This is a genomic window from Streptomyces sp. NPDC044044 (genome assembly GCF_056434405.1).
The window spans coordinates 585,489-609,442 of the sequence record NZ_JBWKFG010000008.1; the positions used below are offsets into that span (position 1 = coordinate 585,489).

Below are 23,954 nucleotides of genomic sequence, written 5' to 3' on the forward strand. Positions count from 1 at the left end.
GCATCTTGGACCGATCGGTCGCCTATCTTTGACCGATCGATCCAAGATGGTTAGCGTGGCCAAGGTCCGTGTGGTTCCGCGACAGAGGATGATCATGAGCCTGCCCCACCCGCCCGCGCCCGAAGGCCTCGGCTCCGTCTCCCAGGTGCCGGATCTCCCGGCCGGATTCACCGACACCTTCACCAGCCGGTACGTCGACACCGGCGAACTGCGCCTGCACGCCGTCACCGGCGGCGAAGGTCCCGCGCTCCTGCTCCTCGCCGGCTGGCCCCAGACGTGGTTCGCCTGGCGCCTTCTGATGCCGGAGCTGGCTCGGGACTTCCGGGTCGTCGCGGTCGACCCGCGCGGTGTGGGGCTCTCCGACAAGCCTGCCGACGGGTACGACACCGGCACGCTGGCGCGCGACATGGTGGCTCTGATGGACGCGCTCGGACACAAGCGCTTCGCCATGGTCGGTCACGACGTCGGGATGTGGACCGGCTACGCCCTGGCCGCGGACCACCCCGGCCGGCTCGACCGCCTGGCCGTCGCCGAGGCCGCGATCCCGGGGCTTTCCCCCACGCCGCCCCTCTTCGGCAGCCGGGAAGCCAACGACCGCCTCTGGCACTTCGCCTTCAACCGCCTCAGCGGCATCAACGAGCAGCTGGTCAGCGGGCGGGAACAGCTCTACTTCGGCCATCAGTTCGCCACGAAGTCCGCGAAGCCCCTGCCCGACCACGCCGTCCGGCACTACGTCGAGATCCTCGCCGCGGACCCGGAAGCCCTGCGCGCCAGTTTCGAGTTCTACCGCGCACTCGACACGACCGTCGCGCAGAACCAGCGGCGCCGCACTCGCCGTCTGTCGCTCCCCGTCCTGGCCATCGGGGGAGCGGAGAACCTGGGCGCATCGGTCGGCGAGACGATGAAGCTCGCCGCGGACGATGTGGAGAGCCTTGTCCTCGCCGCGTGCGGCCACTACCCCGCCGAGGAGGCGCCGGAGGCGATGCTCTCCGCCCTGACCGGGTTCCTGGCTCCGTACCGTCGGCGGGGGAACTAGGGGGAACTAGGGGGAACTAGGGGGAGATCAGGGGCGGTCGACGCGGGCGGCGATGGCTCGCGCGCACTCCAAGGACTCGGTGTGCGTCGTGTCCACCTCCATGTCGTAGAGCACGCCCCGGTGGACCAGTTCCGCCTGGGAAGCAGCCATTCCGGCGACCCGGTCGCCCCGCGCCGTCTCCCGGCCCGCGGCCACCGCGCTGTCACAGCGGACGCCGACCCACAGCACCCGCAGATCACCGAGGGACTTCCGCCACCGCTCCTGGGATGCCGGGCCGCCGAGGAAGACCTCGTCGACGATGACCCGGGCGCCCGCGCGGGCCATGGTCGCGATCCCCTCGATCCACGCCGCCTCCAGAGTCCGGAACTCCGGGCCGACGCTTACCGAGCCGTCCTGGGCGAAATCGATTCCCTCCGACGCGCTCCGCATCGAGGCGGGCATCGCGTCGACCAGCGTGTCGCATCCGAAAGCCAGCCACGGATCCGGCAGCACCGCCTGCAGGCAGCGCGCGATGCCGGACTTCCCCGAGCTGGAACCACCATTGAGAACGATCACTTGAGTCGTCACGGCGCCACAGTAGGAGCATCACCGCGCCACGGAAAACGGATATCGGCGGTTCAGCCCGCTCCGTCGTACGGACTGACGCGGCGGTACGCGGCGCGCGCGTGAAGGACGCGGCCCGCCGTCGTGCCGATGAGCGCCGCGGCCAACAGGCAGGCCATCCACTCGGGATCCCGGTGCCCTGCCCAGGAGATCTCGCCGATGGGATGGGCGGCGAAGAAGTTCAGGAGCATCCAGCACAACAGGGCAGTCCCCGGTGCCGCGACGTACCGGCCCCGCACTCCGAGCAGCGCGGCAAGGACCGAGAGAGCAGCGAGCGCGAGCCCCGTGCGGTCGAGCGCGCCGAGCAGATCGAGCACCGTCACCAGCGCGAAGGCGCCCGCGTACGCGCCTGTCCAGATGAAGGGCGTGGCCACAGGTTCCGGAACGACCCGCACGCCCTTGGCGATGTATCGCCACTCCACCACCGTCGATTCCTCCCCACCGCCGGTCCGCCGGGGCGCCGCTGCCCCGGGGACGTCCGTGACCGGCGCCTACCGCAACGAGACCGACGCGCCGGAGATCGGGCACGGGGCGTGGTCTCGGGCAGATTGTCGCACCACATCAGGGGCACGCCGTCCGGCCAGGTGCGACCTCCCACGCCTGCCCCTTCGTGCGCGGACCGTGCGGGACGGGCTCCGGGGTGGTCTCGGAGTGGCCTCCGGGGTGGTCTCCGAAGTGGTCTCCGAGGTGGCCCCCGGGGTGGTCCGCCTTTCGTCGTGCCCACGTCATAATTCCCGGATGAACCTCGCTTCAACTCCCGAGCCACCCGCGCCGCGACGGCGCGCCCGCATCGTCGTCGTAGGAGCCGGACCGGCGGGGCTCACCGTCGCCAACATCCTGCGTGCCGCCTCCGTCGACTGCGTGGTCCTGGAGACGGAGAGCAGAGAGTTCATCGAACAGCGGCCCCGCGCGGGCTTCATCGAGGAGTGGGCGGTGCGCGCCCTGGAAGAGCGGGGTCTCGCCGACCGTCTCCTCGCGCACGCGCAGACCCACAGCGCATGCGAGTTCCGGTGGGCGGGGGAGCGTCACCGGTTCTCGTACGGCGAGCTCTCCGGCAACCGTCACTTCGTCTACCCGCAGCCCCTTCTGGTGTCGGACCTGGTGCGTACGTACGCCGACCGCGCGGGCGGCGACATCCGTTTCGGCGTACGCGACGTGGAACTGCACGGCGTCGACACCGACCGCCCCGCGGTGTCGTACACGGACCCGGAGACCGGTGAGCGCCTCCGCATCGACTGCGACGCGATCGCGGGGTGCGACGGCGCCCGCGGCGTGACGCGCACGTACATGGGCGCGGAGCGGGCCACCGTCGCCCGGCACGACTACGGCATCGGCTGGCTCGCTCTCCTCGCCGAGGCGCCGCCGTCATCGGACTGCGTCGTCTTCGGCATCCACCCACGCGGCTTCGCAGCCCACATGGCCCGAAGCCCCGAGGTCACCCGCTACTACCTGGAGTGTCCGCCCGGCGACGACCCCGAGAACTGGCCGCACGAGCGTGTCTGGTCCGAGCTGCACGCCCGGCTCTCGGTGGCGGGGGCGCCGCCGCTCACCGAGGGGCGACTGATCGAGAAGCGCGTCCTCGACATGCACAACTACGTCGTGGAGCCCATGTCCCACGGGCGGCTGTATCTCGCGGGCGACGCCGCCCACCTCGCCGCCCCGATCGCCGCGAAGGGCATGAACCTGGCGCTGCACGACGCGCTGTTGCTCGGCGACGCACTCGTCGCCTACTGCGCCCGAGGCGACGACGGCGACCTGAACGGCTACTCGGAGGCCTGCCTGCCGCGGGTGTGGCAGTACCAGGAGTTCTCCCAGTGGCTCTCGGAACTGCTGCACGGGACGTCGTCCGGTGACCCGTTCAAGGCGGGCACCGCTGCCGCACGGCTGCGCAGGATCCTCCGCTCGCCGGCCGCCGCTGCCGCGTTCGCCGAGCTCTACATCGGGAAGGGCGCCGGCAACTGAGGCTCGGCGCGGGGGAGATGCTCGCGCAGCGTGGCGGCGAACTCCTCGGCCCGCGCCAACTGCGTACGCAGGTCACGCACCCGCTGCTGCGTGGCCTGCTCGAAGCCGCGCATCCGCTCCACCAGTTCATCGCGCTCTTCGGCCGACAGGTCGTCGCCGGAGTCCAGGCGGTCGGTGGTGGCGAGCAGATCGCGCATCTCGTCCAGCGTGAAGCCGAGCGGCTTCATGCGGCGGATGACCATCAGGCGGGCGACGTCGGCCTCGGTGTAGAGGCGGAAACCGCCCTGGGAGCGGGCGGACGGGATGACCAGGCCGGTGTCCTCGTAATGGCGGATGGTGCGCAGCGACAGCTCGGTCCGTGCGGCGACCTCACCGATCTGCATGTGCTCGCTGCCCACGCGGCTGCCTTCCTCGTCGCTTGTCGCTTGTCGCTTGTCGCTTGGCGTTTGTCGCTTGGCGGTTGTTGCTCGTCGCGGTCCTGGCTGACCGCCTTCGATCTCTACCGTAACGTTAGGGTAGGGTCTGCGGGTGCCGGGACCGGCTCGCGTGCCGCCCCCGCTCCATGGTGCGGGACACCCTCCGCGACCTCAGCCGTGTGGCAGCCGCCGATCGCAGCGCTTCTTCCGGCCCCCTTCCGCACGCCCCGGGTGATGCCAGGCGCTGCCCGAGCACGACAGGTACCTCTCTTGTCCACGTCCGCACCGTCCCCGGCCGCCCGGCTGCGTGGCCTGCGCCCCGACTGGCTGTCCGACCCGAAGGTCTGGCGCACCGAGGTGCTCGCCGGTCTGGTGGTCGCGCTCGCGCTGATCCCCGAGGCGATCTCGTTCTCCATCATCGCCGGGGTCGACCCCGCGATCGGTCTGTTCGCGTCCTTCACGATGGCCGTGACCATCTCCGTCGTCGGCGGCCGCCGCGCGATGATCTCGGCGGCGACCGGCGCCGTGGCCCTGGTCATCGCGCCTCTCAACCGCGAGCACGGCTTCGGGTATCTCGTCGCGGCCGTGATCCTGGCCGGTGTCTTCCAGATCGCGCTCGGCGCGCTCGGCGTCGCCAAGCTGATGCGGTTCGTGCCCCGCAGCGTGATGGTCGGCTTCGTGAACTCGCTCGCCATCCTGATCTTCATGGCGCAGGTCCCCGAGATGCACGACGTGCCCTGGCCCGTCTACCCGCTGATGGCGGCCGGCCTCGGCCTCATGGTGTTCTTCCCGAAGGTCACCAAGGTGGTCCCCGCTCCGCTCGTCTCCATCGTCGTCCTCACCGCGATCACCGTGGCGGCCGGGATCGCGGTGCCGACCGTCGGCGACAAGGGCGAACTGCCGTCCTCCCTGCCGGTGCCGGGTCTGCCCGATGTGCCCTTCACCATGGACACGTTGACGACCGTCGCGCCCTACGCGCTCGCCATGGCGCTGGTCGGCCTGATGGAGTCCCTGATGACCGCCAAGCTCGTCGACGACATCACCGACACCCGCTCCTCCAAGACCCGCGAGTCCGTCGGCCAGGGCATCGCCAACATCGTCACCGGCTTCTTCGGCGGTATGGGCGGCTGCGCCATGATCGGCCAGACGATGATCAACGTGAAGGTGTCAGGGGCCCGTACCCGCCTGTCCACCTTCCTCGCGGGCGCCTTCCTGATGGTCCTGTGCATCGTCTTCGGACCCGTCGTCTCCGACATCCCGATGGCCGCCCTGGTCGCCGTGATGGTGATGGTCTGCTTCGCGACCTTCGACTGGCACTCCATCGCGCCGAAGACGCTCCGGCGGCTGCCCGCAGGCGAGATCGCGGTCATGGTCGTCACCGTGGCGTGCGTGGTCGCCACACACAATCTTGCCGTCGGCGTGGTCGCGGGATCCGTCACGGCGATGGTCATCTTCGCCAAGCGCGTCGCCCACGTCGCCGAGGTCACGGCCGTCACCGACCGTGCCGAAGGCCGTGTGACCTACTCCGTCACCGGCGAGCTGTTCTTCGCCTCCGCCAACGACCTCGTCGGGCAGTTCGACTACGCGGGCGACCCCGACAAGGTCGTCGTCGACCTGACGGCCGCCCACATCTGGGACGCCTCCTCCGTCGCCGCCCTGGACGCGATCGAGACCAAGTACGCCCAGCGCGGCAAGACAGTGGAGATCATCGGTCTGAACGAGCCGAGCGCACAGATCCACGAGAAGCTCAGCGGCGAACTGACCGGCGGCCACTGACCGACCTCGCGGATCTACCGGCGGGCGGCTGTGCTGGCGGGCGGTTGAGGCGGCCCCAGAAGCCGATGACATTTGTACCGGGGGATCGGCGACATCCGGATCTGCCCTCCGCCTCGCGCCGTGGGCACGATGGTCCGTGTGAAGACTCAAAGGGATCAGACGGTGCCTCAGAGCGGCACGTACGAGATCGACGCGAAGGCTTCGGAGGTGCGGTTCCGGACGCGCACGGTGTTCGGCCTCTTCCCGGTGCAGGGCACCTTCGACATCGGGCAGGGGCAGATCACCGTGGCCGATCCGGTCGAGGAGTCCTCGGCGGATGTGACGATCCGGGCGGACAGCTTCGACTCGGGTCTGGAGCGTCGTGACCGGCACGTCGCGTCCGCCGACTATCTCGACGCGGCCACGTATCCGGAGATCGCGTTCCGCGGCCTGCGGCTGGCGGAGTCCGGGACGGGGACGGCAGCGCTGCAGGGGGAGTTGACGGTGCGGGGTGTCACGCAGCCCGTCGCCGTCGCCGTCGGCGCGATCGTGCCGGACGGCGAGCGGCTGACCGTCGAGGGCACGGCCACCGTCGACAGGTACGCGTTCGGCGTGACCACGGCGAAGGGCATGACCGGCCGACGCCTGGAATTCCACCTCGCCGTCGTGGCGGTCGCCGTCGGCTGACGTTCACTGCAGGGGCAGGACGGAGAAGGTGTGGTCCTGCCAGATCCGGCGGGAGGACTCCTCCGGATACGTGGTGACAGCGGGCCGGGTGTCGAAGAGCCGCACGAGGCGTTGCCCGGTGTCGTACGCGGGCCAGCCGGGATCGCCGTGCGCGGCGAACGACGTCCAGGCGGCGCGCATGCGGGCGGACAGCGCCTCTGCCTCCGGTGGCGGGCCCTCGCCGATCAGCGCGGCAGGCTGCCCGCGGTCCAGGTTGCCGAAGACCAGCGGCACGTCGAGGCCGTGGCAGGCTCCGAGGACGCCGCCCATGCCCGGGGCGGGCCAGGTCAGTTCGTAGACATGGGCGCGACCACCGGCGGCAGCCTGGGCCTGGGCGAGATGGAGGCTCGGCATGCGGAACAGAAAGTCGGACTGGACCAGTTCGTGCAACTCGTCCGGGCCCGCGGCCGGGAATCCGTCGCGGTAGCGGCGCGCGCCGTCCTGGCCGGGGCCGAAGACGTGCAGCGCGGTCTCCGCCTGTTCCCGCGTCACCTGGCCGAGCAGACCGTCGAGGGCCGTGAGCAGCCGCTGTTCGTCGCGTGTGTGGCCGACGAGGAGATCGATGCCGCGGCCCGCGCCGTCGGCAAGGGCCTGCCAAGGAGTGACCGGCAGCGCATCGCCCTCGACGACGACCGGTGAGAACGCGATCGACCTGTGCGCCGGCTGCCCCCAGCGCTCCGCCCACTGGCCCATCTTGGCGCCGACCGCGTCACCGGCGGCCGACAGCAGGACCGGGTCCACCGCGGACAGGTCGGCCACCGTGGGCCTCAGCCCCAGCTCGGCGGAGCAGGCGGACGCGATGTCGGCGGCGAGCTCCGGCGAGAAGAACGTGCCCTGCACACTCTGGGCGATGGCCCGGCCGAAGAGCCCGGCGGCGAGCGGCATCGCGAGGAGCGCGGCGACCGATCCGGCGCCCGCCGACTGGCCGAAGACGGTGACGCGGGCCGGGTCGCCGCCGAAGGCCCGGATGTTGTCACGCACCCACTCCAGGGCGGCGACCTGGTCGAGCAGCCCCCGGTTGGCGGGTGCCCCCTCGATCTGCCCGAACCCCTCAAGTCCCACGCGGTAGTTGAACGTCACCACGACGACGCCGCCCTCGCGTGCGAGGCGGCAGCCGTCGTACTCGGGAAGACCGGACATGCCGATCGTGTAGGCGCCGCCCTGGATCCACACCATCACCGGCAGCCCCGCGCCCGGGTCCGCGCCAGCGCCAGTACCTGTGCCAGTACCCGCGCCCATGCCCGTGCCCGTGCCCGAGTCCGGCTCGGGCGACCAGACATTCACCGTCAGCCAGTCGTCGCCCACCACTTCCTGGGCCAGCGCGTCCATGCCGAAGTGGCCGCCCTGAGGGGGCGGCGGCCCGTACTCCCGCACCGCCCGCACGCCGTCCCATCCCCGCACCGGCCGCGGCGCGGCGAACCGCAGGGGGCCGACGGGTGGCTCGGCGAAGGGGATGCCACGGAAGACCGCCACCCCCGCCTCCCGCGTGCCGCGCAGCGCTCCGGCCACCGCGCGGACCTCGGGGTCGGGCCCGGACGGCTCCGACACGGCATCGTTCATCACAACTCCCTCTGTGGCCGGGCGGGAACGCGATCGCAGGCTTCCCGCGGACACGGAAGCGGATGCGGCTCCGGACACTGGGGAGCATCCCGCCGCGTCCGGACGCCGCGCCAGCGATTTAGGGACGGGCGGGGCCTCCGTGCATCCGCGTGACGCGCGTGATGGACTCGGGGCATGGCTGTGAAGACGGCTCTGTTCGGGCCCGCATGAACCCGCACTCCGAGCTGAACGCGCTCTCCGAGCTGAACCCGCTCTCCGAGCTGAACCCGCTCTCCGAGCTGGACGCGCTCTCCGAGCTGGACGCGCGTATCGCGGGGTGTACCGCCTGCCCGCGCCTTGTCGCGTGGCGGGAGGAGGTGGGGCGGGTCAAACGGGCCGCCTACCAGGACTGGACGTACTGGGCCAGGCCCGTGCCCGGGTTCGGTCCCGCGGACGCCTCGATGCTCGTCATCGGGCTCGCGCCCGCGGCGCACGGAGGGAACCGGACGGGCCGGATGTTCACGGGGGACCGCTCCGGAGACGTCCTGTACAAGGCGATGCACGACTTGGGTCTTGCCTCGAGCCCGCTGGCGGTGTCCATGGACGACGGCCTGACGTTGCGCGGGGTGCGCGTGACGTCGCCGGTGCACTGCGCCCCGCCCGACAACAAGCCGACCCCGGGTGAGCGGGACACGTGCAGGCCATGGCTCGTGCGGGAGCTGGAGTTGCTGGGGCCGCGTCTGCGGTCGGCGGTGATCCTGGGGGCGTTCGGGTGGCAGGCGGCGCTGCCTGCGTTCGCGGCGGCGGGGTGGCGCCTGCCGAAGCCACGGCCGCGGTTCGCGCACGGCACGCGGGTGACGTTGGAGCGCGAGAGCCTGCCGGGACCTGGAGAGTCCTCGACTCCCGCTGCCCCCGGGGAATCCGGCGGCCCGGGGCCGGGTCCGGTCACCTTGTACGGCTGCTTCCACGTCAGCCAGCGCAACACGTTCACGGGCCGGCTGACTCCGGACATGCTCAAGGACGTCCTGCGGGAGGCCGCGGGCGATGCGGACATTCCGCCGTACGCGCCGGAGAGCGGGCAGCGGTGAGCGGTGAGCGGCGAAGCGTCGGCCGACGCGGCGGGAACGCCCGAAGCCCCCGCACGCGAAGGGGCGGGGGCTTCGGCGGAGCCGGTCAGGTGTCGCGGCGCTTGACGGAATCCTGGGCGCGGTCGCGCGCGTCGCCCATGGCCTTCTTGGCCTCGCCCTTCGCCTGGTCCATCTTGCCCTCGGCCTGCTTGCCGCGGTCGCCCGTGACCTTGCCGGTCATCTCCTTGGCCTTGCCCTTCATCTTGTCCATGCCGCCCTTGTCAGCCATGACCACTCCTTTGTCGGTACAGCGCCCACTGGTCTCACGCACGGTGTGGGCCTCTGCCTTCAACCTAAGCGGGACTTGGAGACCCCGCCCGTCCAGCCGTCACTCACCGTCACGGCGAGGGGCCGAGCGGAGTCAGTCCAGGCAGAACTCATTGCCTTCGGGATCGGTCATCACGATGTGGCCCTTGCTCAGCGGGGGAGCGGGCTCGTCGCGGCGTACCCGCTCGGCGCCCAGGGCCACCAGGCGGGCGCACTCGGCCTCCAGCGCGGCCATCCGCTCCTCTCCGTCGAGCCCGGGAGCCGCGCGGACGTCCAGGTGAACGCGGTTCTTGGCGACCTTGTCCTCCGGCACCTGCTGGAAGAAGACGCGCGGTCCGTGGCCGGACGGGTCCTCGATGGCCGATCTCGAGTTGCGCTGGTCCTCGGGTACTCCGATCCGCGCGAGGAAGTCGTCCCACGCCGCCAACGCGTCGGCGCCCTCGGGCAGATCGACACCGGGCGGGCCGGGGATGACGTAGTCGAGTGCGTCGCTCCAGAAGGACGACAGGGCCCGCGGGTCGTGGGCGTCGAAGGTGATCTGGATGTCGCGGCTCATCGGACTGCTCCGTTCGTAGCGGGATGCGTGTGCGGGTAGAGGTCGCGCAGCGGACACACCTCGGACAGGTGCCAGACGTCGAGCCGGGTCTCGAGCTGTTCGAGCGCGGTGGCCGCGCTGTCGGCATACTCCCAGCTCTCGTACGACGACGCCGCCGCGCCGAAGTGCGCCGCGTCGCGCGCGGCGAGCACGCCGCACACACCACGCGTCCGGTTCCAGTCGAGTCCGTCTGCGTTCATGGAGCCACCGTGACACCCCTGGCGGACAGGATCGGTCCGCTATTTCTGGCAGGGTGGGCGCCATGGACGGGGTGCGCGATGACGAGCTGGGTACGACGGAGCGGGTGCTCACCCTGCTCGGGCTGCTGCAGCAGCGCCGGGTCTGGACCGGCCCCGAGCTCGCCGAGCGGCTCGGGGTCACGCCTCGCACAGTGCGGCGTGACGTCGACCGGCTGCGCACGCTCGGCTATCCGGTGCACGCGGGCCAGGGCGTCGGCGGCGGCTACCGGCTCGGACCGGGGCAGGAGCTGCCGCCGCTGCTCCTCGACGATCAGGAGGCGATCGCCACCGCCGTCTCGCTGCTCGCCGGTGCGGGAGGCGCGGTCGCCGGTGCGGGCGACGCCGCGCTCCAGGCGCTGGCCAAGCTCGACCAGGTGCTGCCCGCCCGGCTTCGGCACGAGGTGCGCGCGCTCTCCGGCTCGGTGGAGTTCTTCGGCGGAGGCCGCACGCCGGTCGACCCCGAGGTGCTCATGAAGCTGGCCAGAGCCTGCCGCGACGAGGTCGAGGCAGGCTTCGACTACCCCTCCGGGGGCGAGGTGCACCGCCGGCGTGTCGAGCCCTACCGCCTGGTCGCCTCCGACCGGCGCTGGTACCTCCTCGCCTACGACCTCGATCGCGACGACTGGCGCACCTTCCGCGTCGACCGGATGACCGAGGCGTCCGCGCGGACCTGGCGCTTTCGCCCGCGCGAGGCGCCCGACGCCGCGACGTACGTGCAGGAGGGCGTGGCGAGTCGGGTCTACACCCACCGGGCGCGCTTCCTCGTGCACGCGCCGGCCGACACGGTACGCGCACAGATCCCGGCGTCGGCGGCCGTCGTACGACCGCGGGGGAGCGGGCGCTGCGAGGTGCTCAGCGGCGCCGAACGCCTCGACGCCGTGCTGATGCACGTGCTCCTGCTGGGGCACGCCTTCGAGGTGCTCGACCCTCCGGAGCTGGGGGAGCGCTGTCGCGAACTGGCGGAGAGGCTGCGGTCGGCCGGAGCGCCGCCCGCCGCGGTGGCGGACACGCAACAGCCTTGACCGGGAGAGCGCATCTCGGCTCTTCGTCTCTCGCGGCCGACCACGCATCGGACGACTGGTCGGTCCTGGCGGGGTGTTGGCGGCGTACGCGCATGCCGTGATGCCGGGTGGTTTGTATTCATCGGAGTATTGACCCGGGATTTGATGCCCCGTTAGCGTCCCCGGCAAGCCCGCCCACGACGAGGAGCGAGACCTCATGACCCAGGCCGCCGGCCCCGACACGACCTGGTTCACCACCGACCGGTTCGGCATGTTCGTCCACTGGGGCCTGTACTCCCTGGCCGCCCGGCACGAGTGGGTCAAGACCCGGGAGAAGCAGTCCGACGAGCAGTACCAGGTCTACTTCGACCACTTCGACCCCGACCGCTACGACCCGGTCCGGTGGGCGAGGACGGCGAAGGCGGCCGGCATGCGGTACGTCGTCCTGACCACCAAGCATCACGACGGCTTCTGCCTGTGGGACAGCGCGCTCACCGACTACAAGGTCACCAACACGCCGTACGGCCGCGACCTCGTCGAGCCGTTCGTGGAGGCGTGCCGCGCCGAGGGGCTCAAGGTCGGTTTCTACTACTCGCTGATCGACTGGCACCACCCGTCCTTCCCCGTGGACGGCACCCACCCGCAGCGCGACGACGAGGAGTTCAAGGCCGCCACCGCCGACCGTGACATCCGCGACTACCGGCGCTACCTGCACGGCCAGGTCCGCGAGCTGCTCACGGACTTCGGACGCGTCGACTACCTCTTCTTCGACTTCTCGTACGCGGACGGCCACTGGTGGGGCGGCAAGGGCCCCGACGACTGGGACTCGCCGAACCTCCTCGCGATGATCCGTGAACTCCAGCCGCACGTCCTCGTCAACGACAGGACCGGCCTTCCCGGCGACTTCGTCACCCCCGAGCAGTACCAGCCCGCGGGACCGATGACCAAGGACGGGCTGCCCGTGGTCTGGGAGGCGTGTCAGACACTCAACGGCAGCTGGGGCTACGACCGCGACAACCTCGACCACAAGAGCGCCGACCTGCTGATCCGCATGCTCGTCGACGGCGTGTCCAAGGGCGGCAACCTGCTGCTCAACGTCGGCCCCACCGGCCGCGGAGACCTCGACCCGCGCGCCGTCTCCGTGCTCGGCGACCTCGGCCGGTGGACGGACCTGCACGAACGGTCGGTCCGCGGCTGCGGCCCGTCCCCGTTCACCGCCCCCGCCGACTGCCGGTACACCCAGCGCGGCGACCGGCTCTACGTCCACCTGTTCGCCTGGCCGCTGCGCCATCTGCACCTGCCGGGCCTCGCAGGCCGGGTGCGCTACGCCCAACTCCTCAACGACGCCTCCGAGATCACGCGCATCGAGATCGCCCCCGGGGAACCCTCACTCAGCACCGAGATGGGCGGGCAGCCCGCAGGCACCCTCACCCTCCAGCTCCCGGTCCAGCGGCCCGAGACGCCCGTACCCGTCATCGAGCTGTATCTGGAGGCACCATGCGACGCCGCACCTTCCTCACCGGCACGGCCTTAGGAGCGGCGCTCGCCGCCGTTCCGCTCGCCACTCTGTGGCCCGAACGCGCCGTGAACCGATCGCAGTTGGACGCCCACGGCAGTCATCGGTGAACACAACTCCCGTCGCACCCGTATCTAGGGCCGGACATGTCCCCGGCTTCGGTCGGTGATCGCATTCGGCATCCGCACAGGAGGCGACGAGTTGAGGCACAAGCGAATACCCAAGCGAAAGGCCGTTCTGGCCGGGGCGGCGGTGATGGGCATGGTCGCGACGGCCGTCCTGCTGCAGCAGGCGAACGCCTCGCAGTCCGGGACGGAGAGCGCCTCGGAGTCCGCTGCCAAGAGGCTCAGCGCGGCATCGGCGACGAAGCTCGTCGAGCCGCTGGCATCGCAGCTCGGCGATGCCTACGGCGGGGCGTACTACGACGAGAACAAGCAGCAGCTCGTCGTCAACGTCGTGGGTGACAACAACGCGGTGAACGTCCAGGTGAAGAGAGCCGGAGCGGTGGCGCGCAGCGTCGACAACAGCACGGGTGAACTGGGCGCGGCCACCAAGACGTTGGCCAACCGGGCCACCATGGCGGGAACCGCGTGGGCCACGGACCCCAGGACCAATCAGATCGTGGTCACGGCCGACCGCACGGTCACCGGCGAACGCTGGGACAAGCTGGAGTCGACCGTCGATTCGCTCGGCACAGGAATGGCCCGCATCCAGAAGTCAACGGGCGAGTTCAAGACCTTCGCCGCGGGCGGAGACGCCATCTTCGGCGGCGGCGCACGCTGTTCGCTCGGCTTCAACGTGACGACCGAGGACGGCAGCCCCGGCTTCCTCACCGCGGGGCACTGCGGGGTGGCCGCCGAGAGCTGGTCGGACGCCCAGGACGGCGCGGCCATCGGTACGGTCCAGGCCGCGACGTTCCCGGGGGACGGCGACTTCGCCCTGGTCACGTACGACGACCCGGCAACCGAGGCCCCGAGCGCGGTCAACACGGGCGATGGGCAGACCACGGAGATCGCGCAGGTGGCCGAGGCCGCGGTCGGTCTCGAGGTGTCCCGCATGGGCAGCACCACCGGCCTCCAGGACGGCGTGGTCACCGGCCTCAACGCCACGGTGAACTATCCGGAAGGCACGGTCAGCGGCCTCATCCAGACCGATGTCTGTGCCGAACCGGGAGACAGCGGGGGCTCGTTGTTCACCGCGGACGGGAGCGCGATCGGCCTCACGTCGGGCGGCAGCGGCGACTGCACGGCGGGCGGCGAGACCTTCTTCCAGCCCGTGACCACCGCGCTGGAGGCGGTCGGCGCCGAGATCGGAGCCGGCGGCAACTGAGGTCCGCGCGGCGTGTGAGGTCCGCGCGGATCCAGAGCGCCCTTGGCCGGCCGACGGCGGTCGGCCGGCCAAGGACTCAGCGCTCCTGCACGGCGGTCCGGCGCTGCTTGGCGCGGTGGGCGAGCGCGTCGATGATGCGTTGCCAGGCCGGTGATGCCTCGGAGATCCGGGCGGAGACCAGCTTGAGATACCCCGGCGGGCTGCCGTCCTGTTCGTGCTCGATCTCCCACGCGTCCAGGTCGTCGATGAGCCGGTCCAGGCGTGGATCGTGCGGATTCCAGTCGACCGACTGATCACAGGCGAGAAGCAGGCGCACCGTCTCGGGGTCGTCCAGACCGGCGTTCTTGTCCCGTACCCGCTGCGGCATGACGTGCGGATCCAACGCCTGCATCAGGATCCACGAGTCGCGCTCCAGGAGCACCCTCTGTTCGCTGATCCCAAGACCGCGCATCCGGTCCAGGACGGCGACCACCTCGGGAGGCAGGACGAGCCTTTCGCCGCCGGCCAGTTCGGCGATCCTCCAGCGGTACTCGGTGAGCTGGTCGATCTTGCGCTGCAATGCGGCGTCGATGTCGGTGACGGCCGCGGCGAATTCGGCAGGCTGCGCGTGCAGCAGCGCGTCGATACGGGCCAGCGGCACACCCGCGTCGGCGAGGGTCCTGATCCGGATGAGATCCACGGCCGCCTGCGCGCTGTAGCGGCGGTAGCCGGAGGCATCGCGCTCGGGCTCGGGCAACAGGCCGATGTGGTGGTAGTGGCGAACGGTGCGCACGGTCACCCCGGCGGTCGCCGCGAGTTGGCTGATCGTGAGCACCGTTCTCCTGAAATCTTCGTGAAGGGGTTGGTGCCGAGCTTAGCGGCGGGCCGCCCGGTCGATGACGTCACGGATCGCCTGGACCACGGCATCGGGGCGGTCGAAGCAGAGCCGGTGGTGGACGGTGTCGGAGAGGACGCGTTGTTCGCCGTACGACACCGAGCTCACCAGGGCCGCGTCCATGCGCGTGTGGCCGTCGTGCATCTCGCGCAGCGTCCGCTCCGACGTCAGCGTCTGCTGGGCGGGGTCGGTGCCGACCACGGTGAGGGCGACCACAGGGACGTCGGGAATGTTCGGCCCTGCCCGCAGTTCGGCGGCGAGTTCGGCCAGCTCGGTGCGCTCGGCGATGCCGACCCGGATCCATGTGTCGCTCACCTTGGCCTCGATCAACGCCTGCCCGATGTCCCGCGGGTAGTCCGCGCGCAACTCGGCATACGTCGCGCGCAGGGCCGGGAGCATCTCGTCGAGCTGCTCCTGATCAGGTGCCATCCGCTCGACCGCGGCCAGGCTCGCCTCGGCAGGCATGAAGTCGTCCCAGTCAGGGTGGAAGGCGTCCAGCCAGACGAGACCGGCCACGTCCTGCGGGTACAGCTGCGCGAACCGATGCGCGTAGAAGCCGCCGAGGGAGTGCGGCACCAGGACGTACGGGGCGGGGATGTGCTGGGCGCGCAGCAGCTCACGCAACTCCGTGGCCACCGCTGCGGCGGTGCGCGGCAGCGGGAGGGGATCGCTGTAGCCCGTGCCGCCGCGGTCGTACGCCACGGCGGTGGTGAACCGCGAGACACTCTGCTGAACACCGAAGTAGTCAAGGCCGACCGCACCGGCGCCCGGCAGGAACACCACGGCGGGCCCGCCGCTGCCCGCCCGGTGCACGAAAACGCGGCGGCCGTCGATCTCCTGGAACCCTCCGACCGGCGGGGCGAGCCGAGCAGGGGAAGTGCTGTTGTTCGTCATGCGCCGAGACTCCAACCCTGACGCAGGGTCAGGGTCAACCTCCACTGCCGCTCCGGGGGAACGCGCTATCGGGGGTCGACGCCCGTCATGTCGCACGTCGCGTCCCACAACCGAGCCGCGGCGGAGGCGTCAGTGAGGTGACCCCACACCGGTTCGCGTCGGGGTCTGCCGCGCAGGCCGAAGACGCGCGGTCCCCACAGCTCGCCTCCCCGCACGGCCGGGTCGAGCACGGCACGGACCGCGGGCCACGCACCGGCATGCTTGCCCTGGAGGATGAGGCCGGCCGGCGCCTTGAGGATCAGCGTGCCGGTGGTCCGCACATGGACCGGCGGCCGTGACGGGGTGAGGGAGTCAAGCGCGCCGCCGGGGTGGACCACGACACTGGCCACCGTGCTGCCGGCGGCACGCAGGCGCCGGTCGAGTTCGAGGCCGAAGTACATCTGCGCCAGCTTGGAGCGTCCGTATGTGCGCTTGGGCCGGTAGTCCTCGCGGGACTGCAGGTCGTCCAGGTCCAGCCGCTCGGTCTTCGCCGCGAAGCTGCCCATGGTCACGATCCGGGCCGCGGGCGCTGCCGACAGCAGTGGCATCAGCCAATGAGTCAGCGCGAAGTGCCCCAGGTGGTTCGTGCCGAGCATGAGCTCGTGACCGTCCCCGGTCTCCCTGCGCGGCGGGTCGTCGAGCGCGACACCGGCATTGTGGACGACCGCGTCGAGGCGATCCACGTCCAGTGCTTCCACCGCCGCTTCCAGGGACGAGAGGTCCGCGAGATCCAGCCGGACGGTCCGCACCTGTGCGCCGGGGACGCGGGCGCGGATCGACGCCCTCGCCACGTCGGCCTTCGCGGGATTCCGGCTGCCCAGCACGACGGTGGCCCCTGTGGCGGACAACTGCTCCGCGACGAAGTACCCGATACCGGCGTTGCCGCCGGTGACCAGGAAGATCCGGCCGTCGGCACGAGGCAGCCGTTCGACACTCCAGGGCGGGGTGGGGGACGTGGATGACATGGTGGCGGGTCTCCCTTGCGGTGAACGCGGCTGCCGCTGGGCAGCGGGTCAGCTCGACGCCCTCACATTCCCACCGGTCACCGACACATCGGCTACAGATCACCGTCGGCCTCGCCGAGCGGCCGACATCCCGCCGACGCCGGTCCAGAGCGACTGGATCAGCGCCAGACGGATGTCAGGGCGCCAGGGACTCAGGCCATGCTCGTGGCACCGTCCATCGACTCACGGATGATGTCCGCGTGACCGGAGTGCTGAGCGGTCTCGGTGACGACGTGCATCAGCACCTGGCGGGCCGACCACCGCGCGCCGTCCTCGAACCACGGGGCTTTCGGAAGCGGCCACGAGGCGTCCAAGTCGGGCAGATCGGCGACCAGTTCGTCGGTGCGGCGAGCCACTTCGGCGTAGTCGGCCAGTACGCCCGCCAGCGTCTCGCCCGGCAGCATCCGGAACTCGCCGCCGCGCTGGGCCCAGTCGGCCTCGGTCATGGATGTGAAGTCCTGCATGGCCGAAGGGCCGTTCAGGATGAAGTCCGTCCAGGATCGCTCGACCCCGGTGACGTGCTTGATCAGACCGCCGATGCACAGCTCGCTCGCGGTGGTCCGCAGGCCGGCCTGCTCGTCCGTGAGGTCACGGGTGGTGAAGCGCAGGAAGTGCCGGTGCTTGCCCAGCGTCTGCAGCCATTCGGCGCGCTCGCCGGTGACGTCCGGGCCCTCGGCCAGGTCGCGGGTGGTCAGCTCGTTCGCAGTCATGGTCTCCGCCTTCCGGTGTTCCTGCTCCGTCGTACAAGGAAGACGCTATGCGTCGTATAGGTCAGATCCTGTCCTAGATGAAGGAACGCTTCTCGTCGCTTCTCGTCGCTTCTCGTCACATCCGTTGCCCGTGTGACCCAGATGGTTCTACGCTCACCCGGTCCACATGGCGAACGACGTTCACATCCATGACTCATCCGTGACTGGAGTGTGTGATGCGCGCAAGATCCCGGGTACGGTTCGGCGCCTTGCTCACCGCGGTGGCGGCCCTCGCCTCCGTTCTGATGCCGGCCGCGAACGCCACCGCCCGTGAGGGCGCCCCGCGAACCGCTGTGCTCGACGGCAGCCGGCTCCAGCAGACCAAGCTCCGCCTGGACCACGGAGATCCCGAACTGAAGCGTTCCGTAAGGGACTTGACGGCCCGTGCCGACGGCTGGCTCGACCAGGGGCCCTGGACGGTCGTAGACAAGCCGAAGCCCGCGCCCGGCGGCGACGTGCACGACTATCTGAGCCAGGCGCCCTACTGGTGGCCCACGCAGACACCGACCGCGGACAATCCCTGGGGCTGCCCGTACGAACAGCGGGACGGGCAGCGCAATCCCGAGGTCGACACCGGGACCGACCGCCAGGACGTGGAGAAGGTCTTCGACTCGACGTACGACCTGACGCTCGCCTGGTACTACACGGGCAAGAAGAAATACGCCGAGAAGGCCGCATCGGTCCTGCGCACCTGGTTCCTGGACCCGGCGACCAGGATGAACCCGAACCTGGACCACGCGCAGTTCATCCCCTGCAAATACGACGGCCGGGCCATCGGCATCATCGACTTCTCGCAGTCGTACACGAGCGTCGTGGACGCGATCGCGGTCCTCGGCACGGGCGCACCCGGCTGGTCGAAGGGCGACCGCTCCGCGATGGGGAAGTGGAACAAGGACTTCCTTGGCTGGCTCGTCGACAGCGACTTCGGCAAGCAGGAGAGCGCCGCGCAGAACAACCACGGCACGTTCTACGACCTGCAGGTCGCCGCCCTCGCCTATTCCACCGGCGACACGGCCCTGGCCCGCCGCACCGTCCTCGATGCCCGTGCCCGACGCATCGACCCCCAGATCGCGGGCGACGGAAGCCAGCCGCAGGAGCTCGCCCGGACGCGGAGCTGGCACTACTCGACCTTCGACCTCGTCGCCTACACCCGGCTCGCCGCGATCGGCCGGAACGTGGGCGTGGACCTCTGGTCGCACCAGGGACCCGACGGACAGAGCCTGTTCAAGGCCGTCGACTACCTCCTGCCCGCGGCCACGGGTGCGGCGAAGTGGCCGCATCCCGAGCTGGAGTTCCACCGGTTCGCGGCGAGCGACGTCGTGCACGCGGCGGCCGACGCCGGGGGCGCCGCCGCACGCAAGGCGGTCCCGAAGCTGGAGAGGCCGCCCGGCGGGGACCTGTGGGCGCTGCGCCCCGCGGCCGAGCAACTGGACTCGATCGCGGGCTGAGCGGCGGATCCCCCGGTTGGCGCGGGGGTTACCCCTACCTGGAGCTGGGCGGTTAGCGGGATCGTCCCGGAAGGTCAGCGACGGAAATGCTGGGTCCGGCAAAGATCGCTGGTTTCCCCATGATTCCGTAGGAGTTGGCTCGTGCGTGAGCAGGTATGGCAGACGTCTCGTACATCCGGGCGGCAGCGGGGCGGTCGACGCGGAGCCGTGCCGGCCGCGGCCGCCGTGGTCGTCGGCGTCATGACGATGGGCGCCCTTTCGCCGACCGCGGCGTCCGCCTCCGCCGGGCACGACCCCGTCCGGCAGGGCCTGAACGCGCTGGTGCACTCCGACGGAGTGCCCGCCGCGCTGGCGAGCGTCAAGGAGCGTGACGGCCGCACCCGCACCTACACCGCGGGGGTCGGCGACCTGGCCACCGGTGCGAAGGTGCCCAGGGACGGTCAGGTGCGGATCGGCAGCAACACCAAGACGTTCACCGCGGTGCTCGTGCTGCAACTGGTGGGGGAAGGGAAGATCGACCTGGACACGTCGATCGACACCTATCTGCCGGGTCTCGTACGCGGAGAGGGGATCGACGGAAGCCGCATCTCCGTCCGCCACCTCCTGCAGCACACCAGCGGACTTCCCAACTACGTCAACTACCTCGGCGAGGACATCCGGCACTACGAACCCCGCCAGCTCCTCGACATGGCGCTGCAGCACAAAGCCCGCTTCGACCCCGGGAAGAAGTGGGAGTACAGCAACACGAACTACGTGCTTGCGGGCCTGCTCGTCGAGAAGATCACCGGCCGCACCCTCGCCGAAGAGCTGGACCGGCGCATCATCGAACCCATCGGGCTGCGCCACACCTACTTCCCGGCCCCCGGTGACGTGACCATCCGAGAGCCCCACCCCAAGGGCTACTACCAGGAAGCGGCGGGCGCGCCGCTGCGTGACGGCACGGAGCTCGACCCTTCCTGGGGATGGGCCGCAGGCCAGATGATCTCCACCAACACCGACCTCAACCGCTTCTTCACCGCGCTCCTTTCCGGCCGCCTCCTGCCCAAGGCCCAGCTCGACGAGATGCGCACCACCGTCCCCGCCGGAGAGCCGTTCGCCTCGGGCGCCGGCTACGGACTGGGGCTCGTGAGTACGCCGCTGTCGTGCGGCGGTGTCTACTGGGGCCACGGCGGCAGCACCACGGGCTACGAGACCCGGGGCGGCGTCACCGGCAAGGGGCGCACCGCCAACGTCGCGGTGACCGTACAGCCGAGCGACAAGGGCACCATGAAGCGCGTCGAGAAGGTCGTGGACGAGGCCCTCTGCCGCTGAACCACGCCTCCGCTCCCCTCCCGTACCGCCGGTCACGTCGGCGGTACGGGAGGGGAGAGGGAGATCCGTCGCACCTCCGCACACCTCTTGAGTTGCCCGCAATGCTCGACCTAGGCTTGCCGGGTCGTGAATGAAACGTTTCATTTACGTTGTGGGCACTCGAATTCATCATCCAAGGGACGTGTGATGAGCGAAGAGCGTGAGACGAGGCGCGGCAGTGCGTGGAACCGCCGGGCCTTTCTGAGGACTTCCGCGGCCGGTGCCGGAGTGGGCGTCATCGGGCTGGGCCAGGGCGTGGACGCAGCCGCCGCGGCGGATCGAGGGGACAAGGGGGAGGGGGCTGGGAAACTGAGAATCGAGCGCACCACCGTCGAGTACGCGACGACCCTCCTCGGTACGGACACAGCCGAGCCGAGGCTGAGTTGGGAACTGTCGGCACCGGGCCATGGCGCCCGGCAGGGCGCGTATCAGATCAGGGTCTGGCTCGGCTCGGGGGAGAAGAGCACCAAGGCGGTGTGGGACTCCGGCCGCGTCGCCTCCTCGCGGACTCTCGGAGTCCCGTACGGCGGGCCCGCGTTGAAGCCCCGTACGCGCTACCACTGGCAGGTGCGGGTCTGGGACGCCGACGGACGGGCCTCCGCCTGGAGCACCCCTCGCTGGTGGGAGACCGCGCTGGCGAAGGACGGCTGGCAGGGGCACTGGATCGGCGCGGAAGCCGCGCCGAAGCCACCCGGCTTCGAGGGAGCTTCCTGGATCTGGTCGCCGGGCTCCACCGCGCAGGACGCCCCGGCGGGCGCGAGGTGGTTCCGTGGCGTGCTCGAACTGCCCGAGGGCGTCGAGATATCCGCTGCGCAGGTCGTGGCCACCGCCGACGACGACTTCACCCTCCACCTGGACGGCGAGGAAGTGCTGCACGCCCCGGAGCAGACCGACGGCTGGCGCACCGCTCGTCTTGCCGATGTGACCGAGCGCGTACGAGGTGCGGGCCGGCGCGTGGTGATCGCCGCTCGCGCGACGAACCGCGGCAGCGCTGCGGTCAACCCCGGTGGCCTGCTCGTGCGGCTGCTGGTGCGATCCGGCGGCGGCGACCACGAGTTGGCCACCGGGGCGGGGTGGCGATGCGCGGAGTCGGAGCAGGAGGGCTGGCAGCGAGCCGACTTCGACGACAGCGGGTGGCCCGAGGCGGAGGTGCTCGCGCCGTTCGGCGAGGGCCCCTGGGGCAGTGACGCCCAGGTCCCCGCGGCCGAGCAGCCCGCGCCGCTGCTGCGCCGGGAGTTCACCGTACGCAAGTCCGTGACGCGCGCTCGCCTCTACATCAGTGGTCTCGCCTACTACGAGGCCCACATCAACGGCCGCCGGATCGGCAGCCAAGTGCTCGACCCGGGCTTCACGGACTACGAGCAGACGGTCTTCTACGCCGTGCACGACGTGACGGACCAGATCCGCAGGGGCTCCAATGCCGTCGGTGTCACGCTCGGCCGCGGCTTCTACGGCATGACGACGCCCAACGTATGGAACTGGCACAAGCCGCCGTGGCACGGGGAACCCCAACTCATCGGCCAGTTGGAGATCGAGCACCCGGACGGCTCCCGCACCACCGTCGCCACCGACGGCTCATGGCGGATCGCGGAGGGCCCGACCCGGACCAACTCCCTCTACGCGGGGGAGACCTACGACGCCCGCGAGCACCAGAAGGGCTGGACCGAGCCGGGGTTCGACGACCGCGACTGGCGGCGGCCCGTGCGGCAGGACCCGCCGAAGGGAGCGCTGCGCGCGCAGCCCCACGACGCGATCGAGGCCATCGACACCGTGCGGCCGGTGGCGGTGAAGGCGCACGGCGACGACTGGATCGTCGACATGGGGCGCACCCTGGCGGGGTGGACGCGGCTGCGCGTGCGGGCCGACGCCGGTACGACGGTCCGGCTCGCGCACGGCGAGAAACTCAAGGACGACGGAAGCGTGCACGCCGAGACGGGGCACGTGCCCGGCCGTTTCCAGACCGACGAGTACATCTGCGCGGGTGGCGGGGCCGACGAGGTGTGGGAGCCCCGCTTCTCGTACAAGGGCTTCCGCTATGTGCAGATCAGCGGGCTGCCCGGCAAGCCCGATCCGGACGACGTGACCGGCGTCGTGGTCCACACTCCCGTCGACGACACCGGCACCTTCAGGTGCTCCGAGCCCTTCTACGAGCGGCTCGAACAGGCCATGCGGCGCACGATCCAGAACAACCTGCACGGCATCCCCACCGACACACCGATGTACGAGAAGAACGGCTGGACCGGTGACGCGCAGGTCGGCGCGCCCGTCATGATGTACGCCCTCGGCATGCACCGGTTCCTGGGCAAGTGGCTGGGTGACCTGCGGGACAGCCAGAACAAGGACGGCCAGCTGCCGGTGATCGTGCCGAGCGGAGGCTGGGGGTACGGGGACCTGGGGCCGTCTCCGGAGTGGACCACGGTCTATCCCTTCCTGGTGCGCGAGATGTACCGGGTCTACGGCGACGAGCGCGTCATCGGGGAGCATCTGCCCGCCCTGGTCCGGTACTTGGACTGGGAGATCGACCGCTTGAAGGACGGCCTGGCGGTGACCGCGCTCGGCGACTATCTGTCGCCCGGCTACGGAGGCAACCCGCCCGAGGACACCCGGCTGACCGCGACCGCCTATCTGCACCGGGCGCTCACCGACACCGCCGAGATGGCGCGCATCGCGGGTGACAACGATGTCCACCGGCGCTTCCTGAACACCGCCGAGGAGATGAAGAAGAGCCTCAACGCGACGTTCCTCGCCCCCGACGGCCACTACCGCACGGCCAAGGACCCCGAATACCGGCAGACCAACAACTGCATTCCGCTGGCCTTCGGGCTCGTTCCGCCCGGCGCTCGGGCGAGCGTCACGGCGTCGCTCCTCGCGGACATCGAGAAGCGGGGCAACCACCTCAACACCGGCTGCCTCGGCACCAGTGTGCTGCTCCGTTGCCTGAGCGCGCAGGGCCACTCAGACGTGGCCCACGCCATCGCCACCCAGCGGACCTACCCGAGTTGGGGCCACTGGTTCGACAACGGTGCCGACACCATGTGGGAGATGTGGCCGCTCGACTCACGCTCCCGCGACCACTACTTCCAGGGAACCGTGGTGCAGTGGCTCTACGAGAACGTGGCGGGGCTGCGTCCCGGCGACGAGGGGTACCGCACCTTCACCGTGCGGCCCGACGCGCGCACGGGTGTCACCTGGGCGCGCACCGAGTTCCACACCGTGCGGGGCCCCGCCGAGGTGTCCTGGTCGCGCGTCGAGCAGACCGTGCGCCTCACGGTGCGGGTGCCGGTGGGCGCGACGGCGGAGATCCATGTCCCCGCCGCGTCACGCAAGGAGGTGCGGGCGCCGCAGGGTGCTGAGTTCGTGCGCACCGAACCGGGCTACGCGGTGTACCGGGCCCCGCATGGCACGTGGGGGTTCAGCGGGCGTCCCTGAAGTCCTCAGCTCCTGAAGTCCGCAGCTTCTGAAGTGCTGAAGTACTGAAGTGCTGC

The 23,954-nt window shown here is 70.6% G+C and carries 22 protein-coding genes; 11 read left to right on the top strand and 11 right to left on the bottom strand.

What is annotated here, in order from left to right:
* The first annotated feature begins 94 nt into the window (after positions 1–94).
* Positions 95–1,036, top strand: coding sequence for an alpha/beta fold hydrolase (locus AC07AG_RS30585; RefSeq protein ID WP_478759349.1), 942 nt, complete (start codon positions 95–97; stop codon positions 1,034–1,036).
* A gap of 27 nt (positions 1,037–1,063) precedes the next feature.
* Here the strand turns inward: AC07AG_RS30585 and cpt are convergent, their stop codons facing one another.
* Positions 1,064–1,603, bottom strand: a complete 540-nt coding sequence (cpt, locus tag AC07AG_RS30590; RefSeq protein WP_478759350.1) for a chloramphenicol phosphotransferase CPT — start codon at positions 1,601–1,603, stop codon at positions 1,064–1,066.
* A gap of 50 nt (positions 1,604–1,653) precedes the next feature.
* Positions 1,654–2,064, bottom strand: a complete 411-nt coding sequence (locus AC07AG_RS30595) for a hypothetical protein (protein ID WP_478759351.1) — start codon at positions 2,062–2,064, stop codon at positions 1,654–1,656.
* A gap of 313 nt (positions 2,065–2,377) precedes the next feature.
* Between AC07AG_RS30595 and AC07AG_RS30600 the strand changes: the two genes are divergently transcribed.
* Positions 2,378–3,601 (top strand): 4-hydroxybenzoate 3-monooxygenase, encoded by a 1,224-nt coding sequence (locus tag AC07AG_RS30600; protein WP_478759352.1) that lies wholly within the window; start codon positions 2,378–2,380, stop codon positions 3,599–3,601.
* Here AC07AG_RS30600 and AC07AG_RS30605 read toward each other — a convergent pair.
* On the bottom strand, positions 3,574–3,999 hold the full coding sequence (locus tag AC07AG_RS30605) for a MerR family transcriptional regulator (RefSeq protein WP_478759353.1): 426 nt from the start codon (positions 3,997–3,999) through the stop codon (positions 3,574–3,576). The genes AC07AG_RS30600 and AC07AG_RS30605 overlap by 28 nt on opposite strands.
* 252 nt (positions 4,000–4,251) lie before the next feature.
* Between AC07AG_RS30605 and AC07AG_RS30610 the strand changes: the two genes are divergently transcribed.
* Together AC07AG_RS30610 and AC07AG_RS30615 are read left to right on the top strand one after the other, a co-directional pair.
* A complete protein-coding gene (locus AC07AG_RS30610) occupies positions 4,252–5,793 on the top strand; it encodes a SulP family inorganic anion transporter (RefSeq protein ID WP_478759354.1) in 1,542 nt (513 codons plus the stop codon).
* Between the two features lie 138 nt (positions 5,794–5,931).
* Positions 5,932–6,459 carry a YceI family protein gene (locus AC07AG_RS30615; protein WP_478759355.1) on the top strand — a complete coding sequence of 176 codons (528 nt, stop codon included), beginning with the start codon at positions 5,932–5,934 and terminating at the stop codon, positions 6,457–6,459.
* A 3-nt stretch (positions 6,460–6,462) separates the two neighbouring features.
* Here AC07AG_RS30615 and AC07AG_RS30620 read toward each other — a convergent pair whose 3' ends face one another.
* Positions 6,463–8,058 carry a carboxylesterase/lipase family protein gene (locus tag AC07AG_RS30620; RefSeq protein ID WP_478759356.1) on the bottom strand — a complete coding sequence of 532 codons (1,596 nt, stop codon included), beginning with the start codon at positions 8,056–8,058 and terminating at the stop codon, positions 6,463–6,465.
* 278 nt (positions 8,059–8,336) lie between these two features.
* On the opposite strand from AC07AG_RS30620, the gene AC07AG_RS30625 reads away from it, so the two are divergent.
* Positions 8,337–9,125, top strand: a complete 789-nt coding sequence (locus AC07AG_RS30625; protein ID WP_478759406.1) for a uracil-DNA glycosylase — start codon at positions 8,337–8,339, stop codon at positions 9,123–9,125.
* Positions 9,126–9,210: 85 nt separating this feature from the next.
* Here the strand turns inward: AC07AG_RS30625 and AC07AG_RS30630 are convergent, their stop codons facing one another.
* The 3 genes from AC07AG_RS30630 to AC07AG_RS30640 form a co-directional block, all read right to left on the bottom strand.
* The gene (locus tag AC07AG_RS30630; protein WP_478759357.1) at positions 9,211–9,393 is read right to left on the bottom strand and encodes a CsbD family protein; all 183 of its coding nucleotides are present in this window, start codon (positions 9,391–9,393) and stop codon (positions 9,211–9,213) included.
* A 132-nt stretch (positions 9,394–9,525) separates the two neighbouring features.
* Positions 9,526–9,987, bottom strand: a complete 462-nt coding sequence (locus tag AC07AG_RS30635) for a VOC family protein (RefSeq protein ID WP_478759358.1) — start codon at positions 9,985–9,987, stop codon at positions 9,526–9,528.
* On the bottom strand, positions 9,984–10,226 hold the full coding sequence (locus tag AC07AG_RS30640; RefSeq protein WP_478759359.1) for a hypothetical protein: 243 nt from the start codon (positions 10,224–10,226) through the stop codon (positions 9,984–9,986). The genes AC07AG_RS30635 and AC07AG_RS30640 overlap by 4 nt, the downstream gene beginning before the upstream one ends.
* A gap of 62 nt (positions 10,227–10,288) precedes the next feature.
* Here AC07AG_RS30640 and AC07AG_RS30645 point away from each other — a divergent pair, with 62 nt between their 5' ends.
* From AC07AG_RS30645 to AC07AG_RS30655, 3 genes are all read left to right on the top strand, one after another.
* On the top strand, positions 10,289–11,287 hold the full coding sequence (locus AC07AG_RS30645; protein WP_478759360.1) for a helix-turn-helix transcriptional regulator: 999 nt from the start codon (positions 10,289–10,291) through the stop codon (positions 11,285–11,287).
* A gap of 196 nt (positions 11,288–11,483) precedes the next feature.
* The gene (locus AC07AG_RS30650; RefSeq protein WP_478759361.1) at positions 11,484–12,800 is read left to right on the top strand and encodes an alpha-L-fucosidase; all 1,317 of its coding nucleotides are present in this window, start codon (positions 11,484–11,486) and stop codon (positions 12,798–12,800) included.
* 183 nt (positions 12,801–12,983) lie between these two features.
* Complete coding sequence (locus AC07AG_RS30655) at positions 12,984–14,111, top strand: S1 family peptidase (RefSeq protein WP_478759362.1); 1,128 nt, start codon at positions 12,984–12,986, stop codon at positions 14,109–14,111.
* 76 nt (positions 14,112–14,187) lie between these two features.
* Here AC07AG_RS30655 and AC07AG_RS30660 read toward each other — a convergent pair whose 3' ends face one another.
* From AC07AG_RS30660 to AC07AG_RS30675, 4 genes are all read right to left on the bottom strand, one after another.
* Positions 14,188–14,925: a MerR family transcriptional regulator gene (locus tag AC07AG_RS30660; protein ID WP_478759363.1), complete on the bottom strand. Its 738-nt coding sequence runs from the start codon at positions 14,923–14,925 to the stop codon at positions 14,188–14,190.
* Positions 14,926–14,964: 39 nt separating this feature from the next.
* Positions 14,965–15,879: an alpha/beta fold hydrolase gene (locus AC07AG_RS30665; protein ID WP_478759364.1), complete on the bottom strand. Its 915-nt coding sequence runs from the start codon at positions 15,877–15,879 to the stop codon at positions 14,965–14,967.
* Between the two features lie 65 nt (positions 15,880–15,944).
* A complete protein-coding gene (locus AC07AG_RS30670) occupies positions 15,945–16,883 on the bottom strand; it encodes an SDR family NAD(P)-dependent oxidoreductase (protein ID WP_478759365.1) in 939 nt (312 codons plus the stop codon).
* A gap of 191 nt (positions 16,884–17,074) precedes the next feature.
* The gene (locus tag AC07AG_RS30675; RefSeq protein ID WP_478759366.1) at positions 17,075–17,632 is read right to left on the bottom strand and encodes a DinB family protein; all 558 of its coding nucleotides are present in this window, start codon (positions 17,630–17,632) and stop codon (positions 17,075–17,077) included.
* Between the two features lie 215 nt (positions 17,633–17,847).
* Between AC07AG_RS30675 and AC07AG_RS30680 the strand changes: the two genes are divergently transcribed.
* From AC07AG_RS30680 to AC07AG_RS30690, 3 genes are all read left to right on the top strand, one after another.
* Positions 17,848–19,119 (top strand): alginate lyase family protein, encoded by a 1,272-nt coding sequence (locus AC07AG_RS30680; protein WP_478759367.1) that lies wholly within the window; start codon positions 17,848–17,850, stop codon positions 19,117–19,119.
* A 207-nt stretch (positions 19,120–19,326) separates the two neighbouring features.
* Positions 19,327–20,430: a serine hydrolase domain-containing protein gene (locus tag AC07AG_RS30685; RefSeq protein ID WP_478759407.1), complete on the top strand. Its 1,104-nt coding sequence runs from the start codon at positions 19,327–19,329 to the stop codon at positions 20,428–20,430.
* 186 nt (positions 20,431–20,616) lie between these two features.
* Positions 20,617–23,898 (top strand): family 78 glycoside hydrolase catalytic domain, encoded by a 3,282-nt coding sequence (locus AC07AG_RS30690; RefSeq protein WP_478759368.1) that lies wholly within the window; start codon positions 20,617–20,619, stop codon positions 23,896–23,898.
* The last annotated feature ends 56 nt before the right edge of the window (positions 23,899–23,954 follow it).

Excerpts from the sequence above, each read along its gene's own strand:
- AC07AG_RS30585 (WP_478759349.1), top strand. The coding sequence starts at position 95 with ATGAGCCTGCCCCACCCGCCCGCGCCCGAAGGCCTCGGCTCCGTCTCC.
- AC07AG_RS30670 (WP_478759365.1), bottom strand. The coding sequence starts at position 16,883 with ATGTCATCCACGTCCCCCACCCCGCCCTGGAGTGTCGAACGGCTGCCT.
- AC07AG_RS30675 (WP_478759366.1), bottom strand. The coding sequence starts at position 17,632 with ATGACTGCGAACGAGCTGACCACCCGCGACCTGGCCGAGGGCCCGGAC.
- AC07AG_RS30645 (WP_478759360.1), top strand. The coding sequence starts at position 10,289 with ATGGACGGGGTGCGCGATGACGAGCTGGGTACGACGGAGCGGGTGCTC.
- AC07AG_RS30650 (WP_478759361.1), top strand. The coding sequence starts at position 11,484 with ATGACCCAGGCCGCCGGCCCCGACACGACCTGGTTCACCACCGACCGG.
- AC07AG_RS30610 (WP_478759354.1), top strand. The coding sequence starts at position 4,252 with ATGCCAGGCGCTGCCCGAGCACGACAGGTACCTCTCTTGTCCACGTCC.
- AC07AG_RS30630 (WP_478759357.1), bottom strand. The coding sequence starts at position 9,393 with ATGGCTGACAAGGGCGGCATGGACAAGATGAAGGGCAAGGCCAAGGAG.
- AC07AG_RS30680 (WP_478759367.1), top strand. The coding sequence starts at position 17,848 with ATGCGCGCAAGATCCCGGGTACGGTTCGGCGCCTTGCTCACCGCGGTG.
- AC07AG_RS30690 (WP_478759368.1), top strand. The coding sequence starts at position 20,617 with ATGAGCGAAGAGCGTGAGACGAGGCGCGGCAGTGCGTGGAACCGCCGG.
- AC07AG_RS30600 (WP_478759352.1), top strand. The coding sequence starts at position 2,378 with ATGAACCTCGCTTCAACTCCCGAGCCACCCGCGCCGCGACGGCGCGCC.
- AC07AG_RS30620 (WP_478759356.1), bottom strand. The coding sequence starts at position 8,058 with ATGAACGATGCCGTGTCGGAGCCGTCCGGGCCCGACCCCGAGGTCCGC.
- AC07AG_RS30665 (WP_478759364.1), bottom strand. The coding sequence starts at position 15,879 with ATGACGAACAACAGCACTTCCCCTGCTCGGCTCGCCCCGCCGGTCGGA.
- AC07AG_RS30635 (WP_478759358.1), bottom strand. The coding sequence starts at position 9,987 with ATGAGCCGCGACATCCAGATCACCTTCGACGCCCACGACCCGCGGGCC.
- AC07AG_RS30640 (WP_478759359.1), bottom strand. The coding sequence starts at position 10,226 with ATGAACGCAGACGGACTCGACTGGAACCGGACGCGTGGTGTGTGCGGC.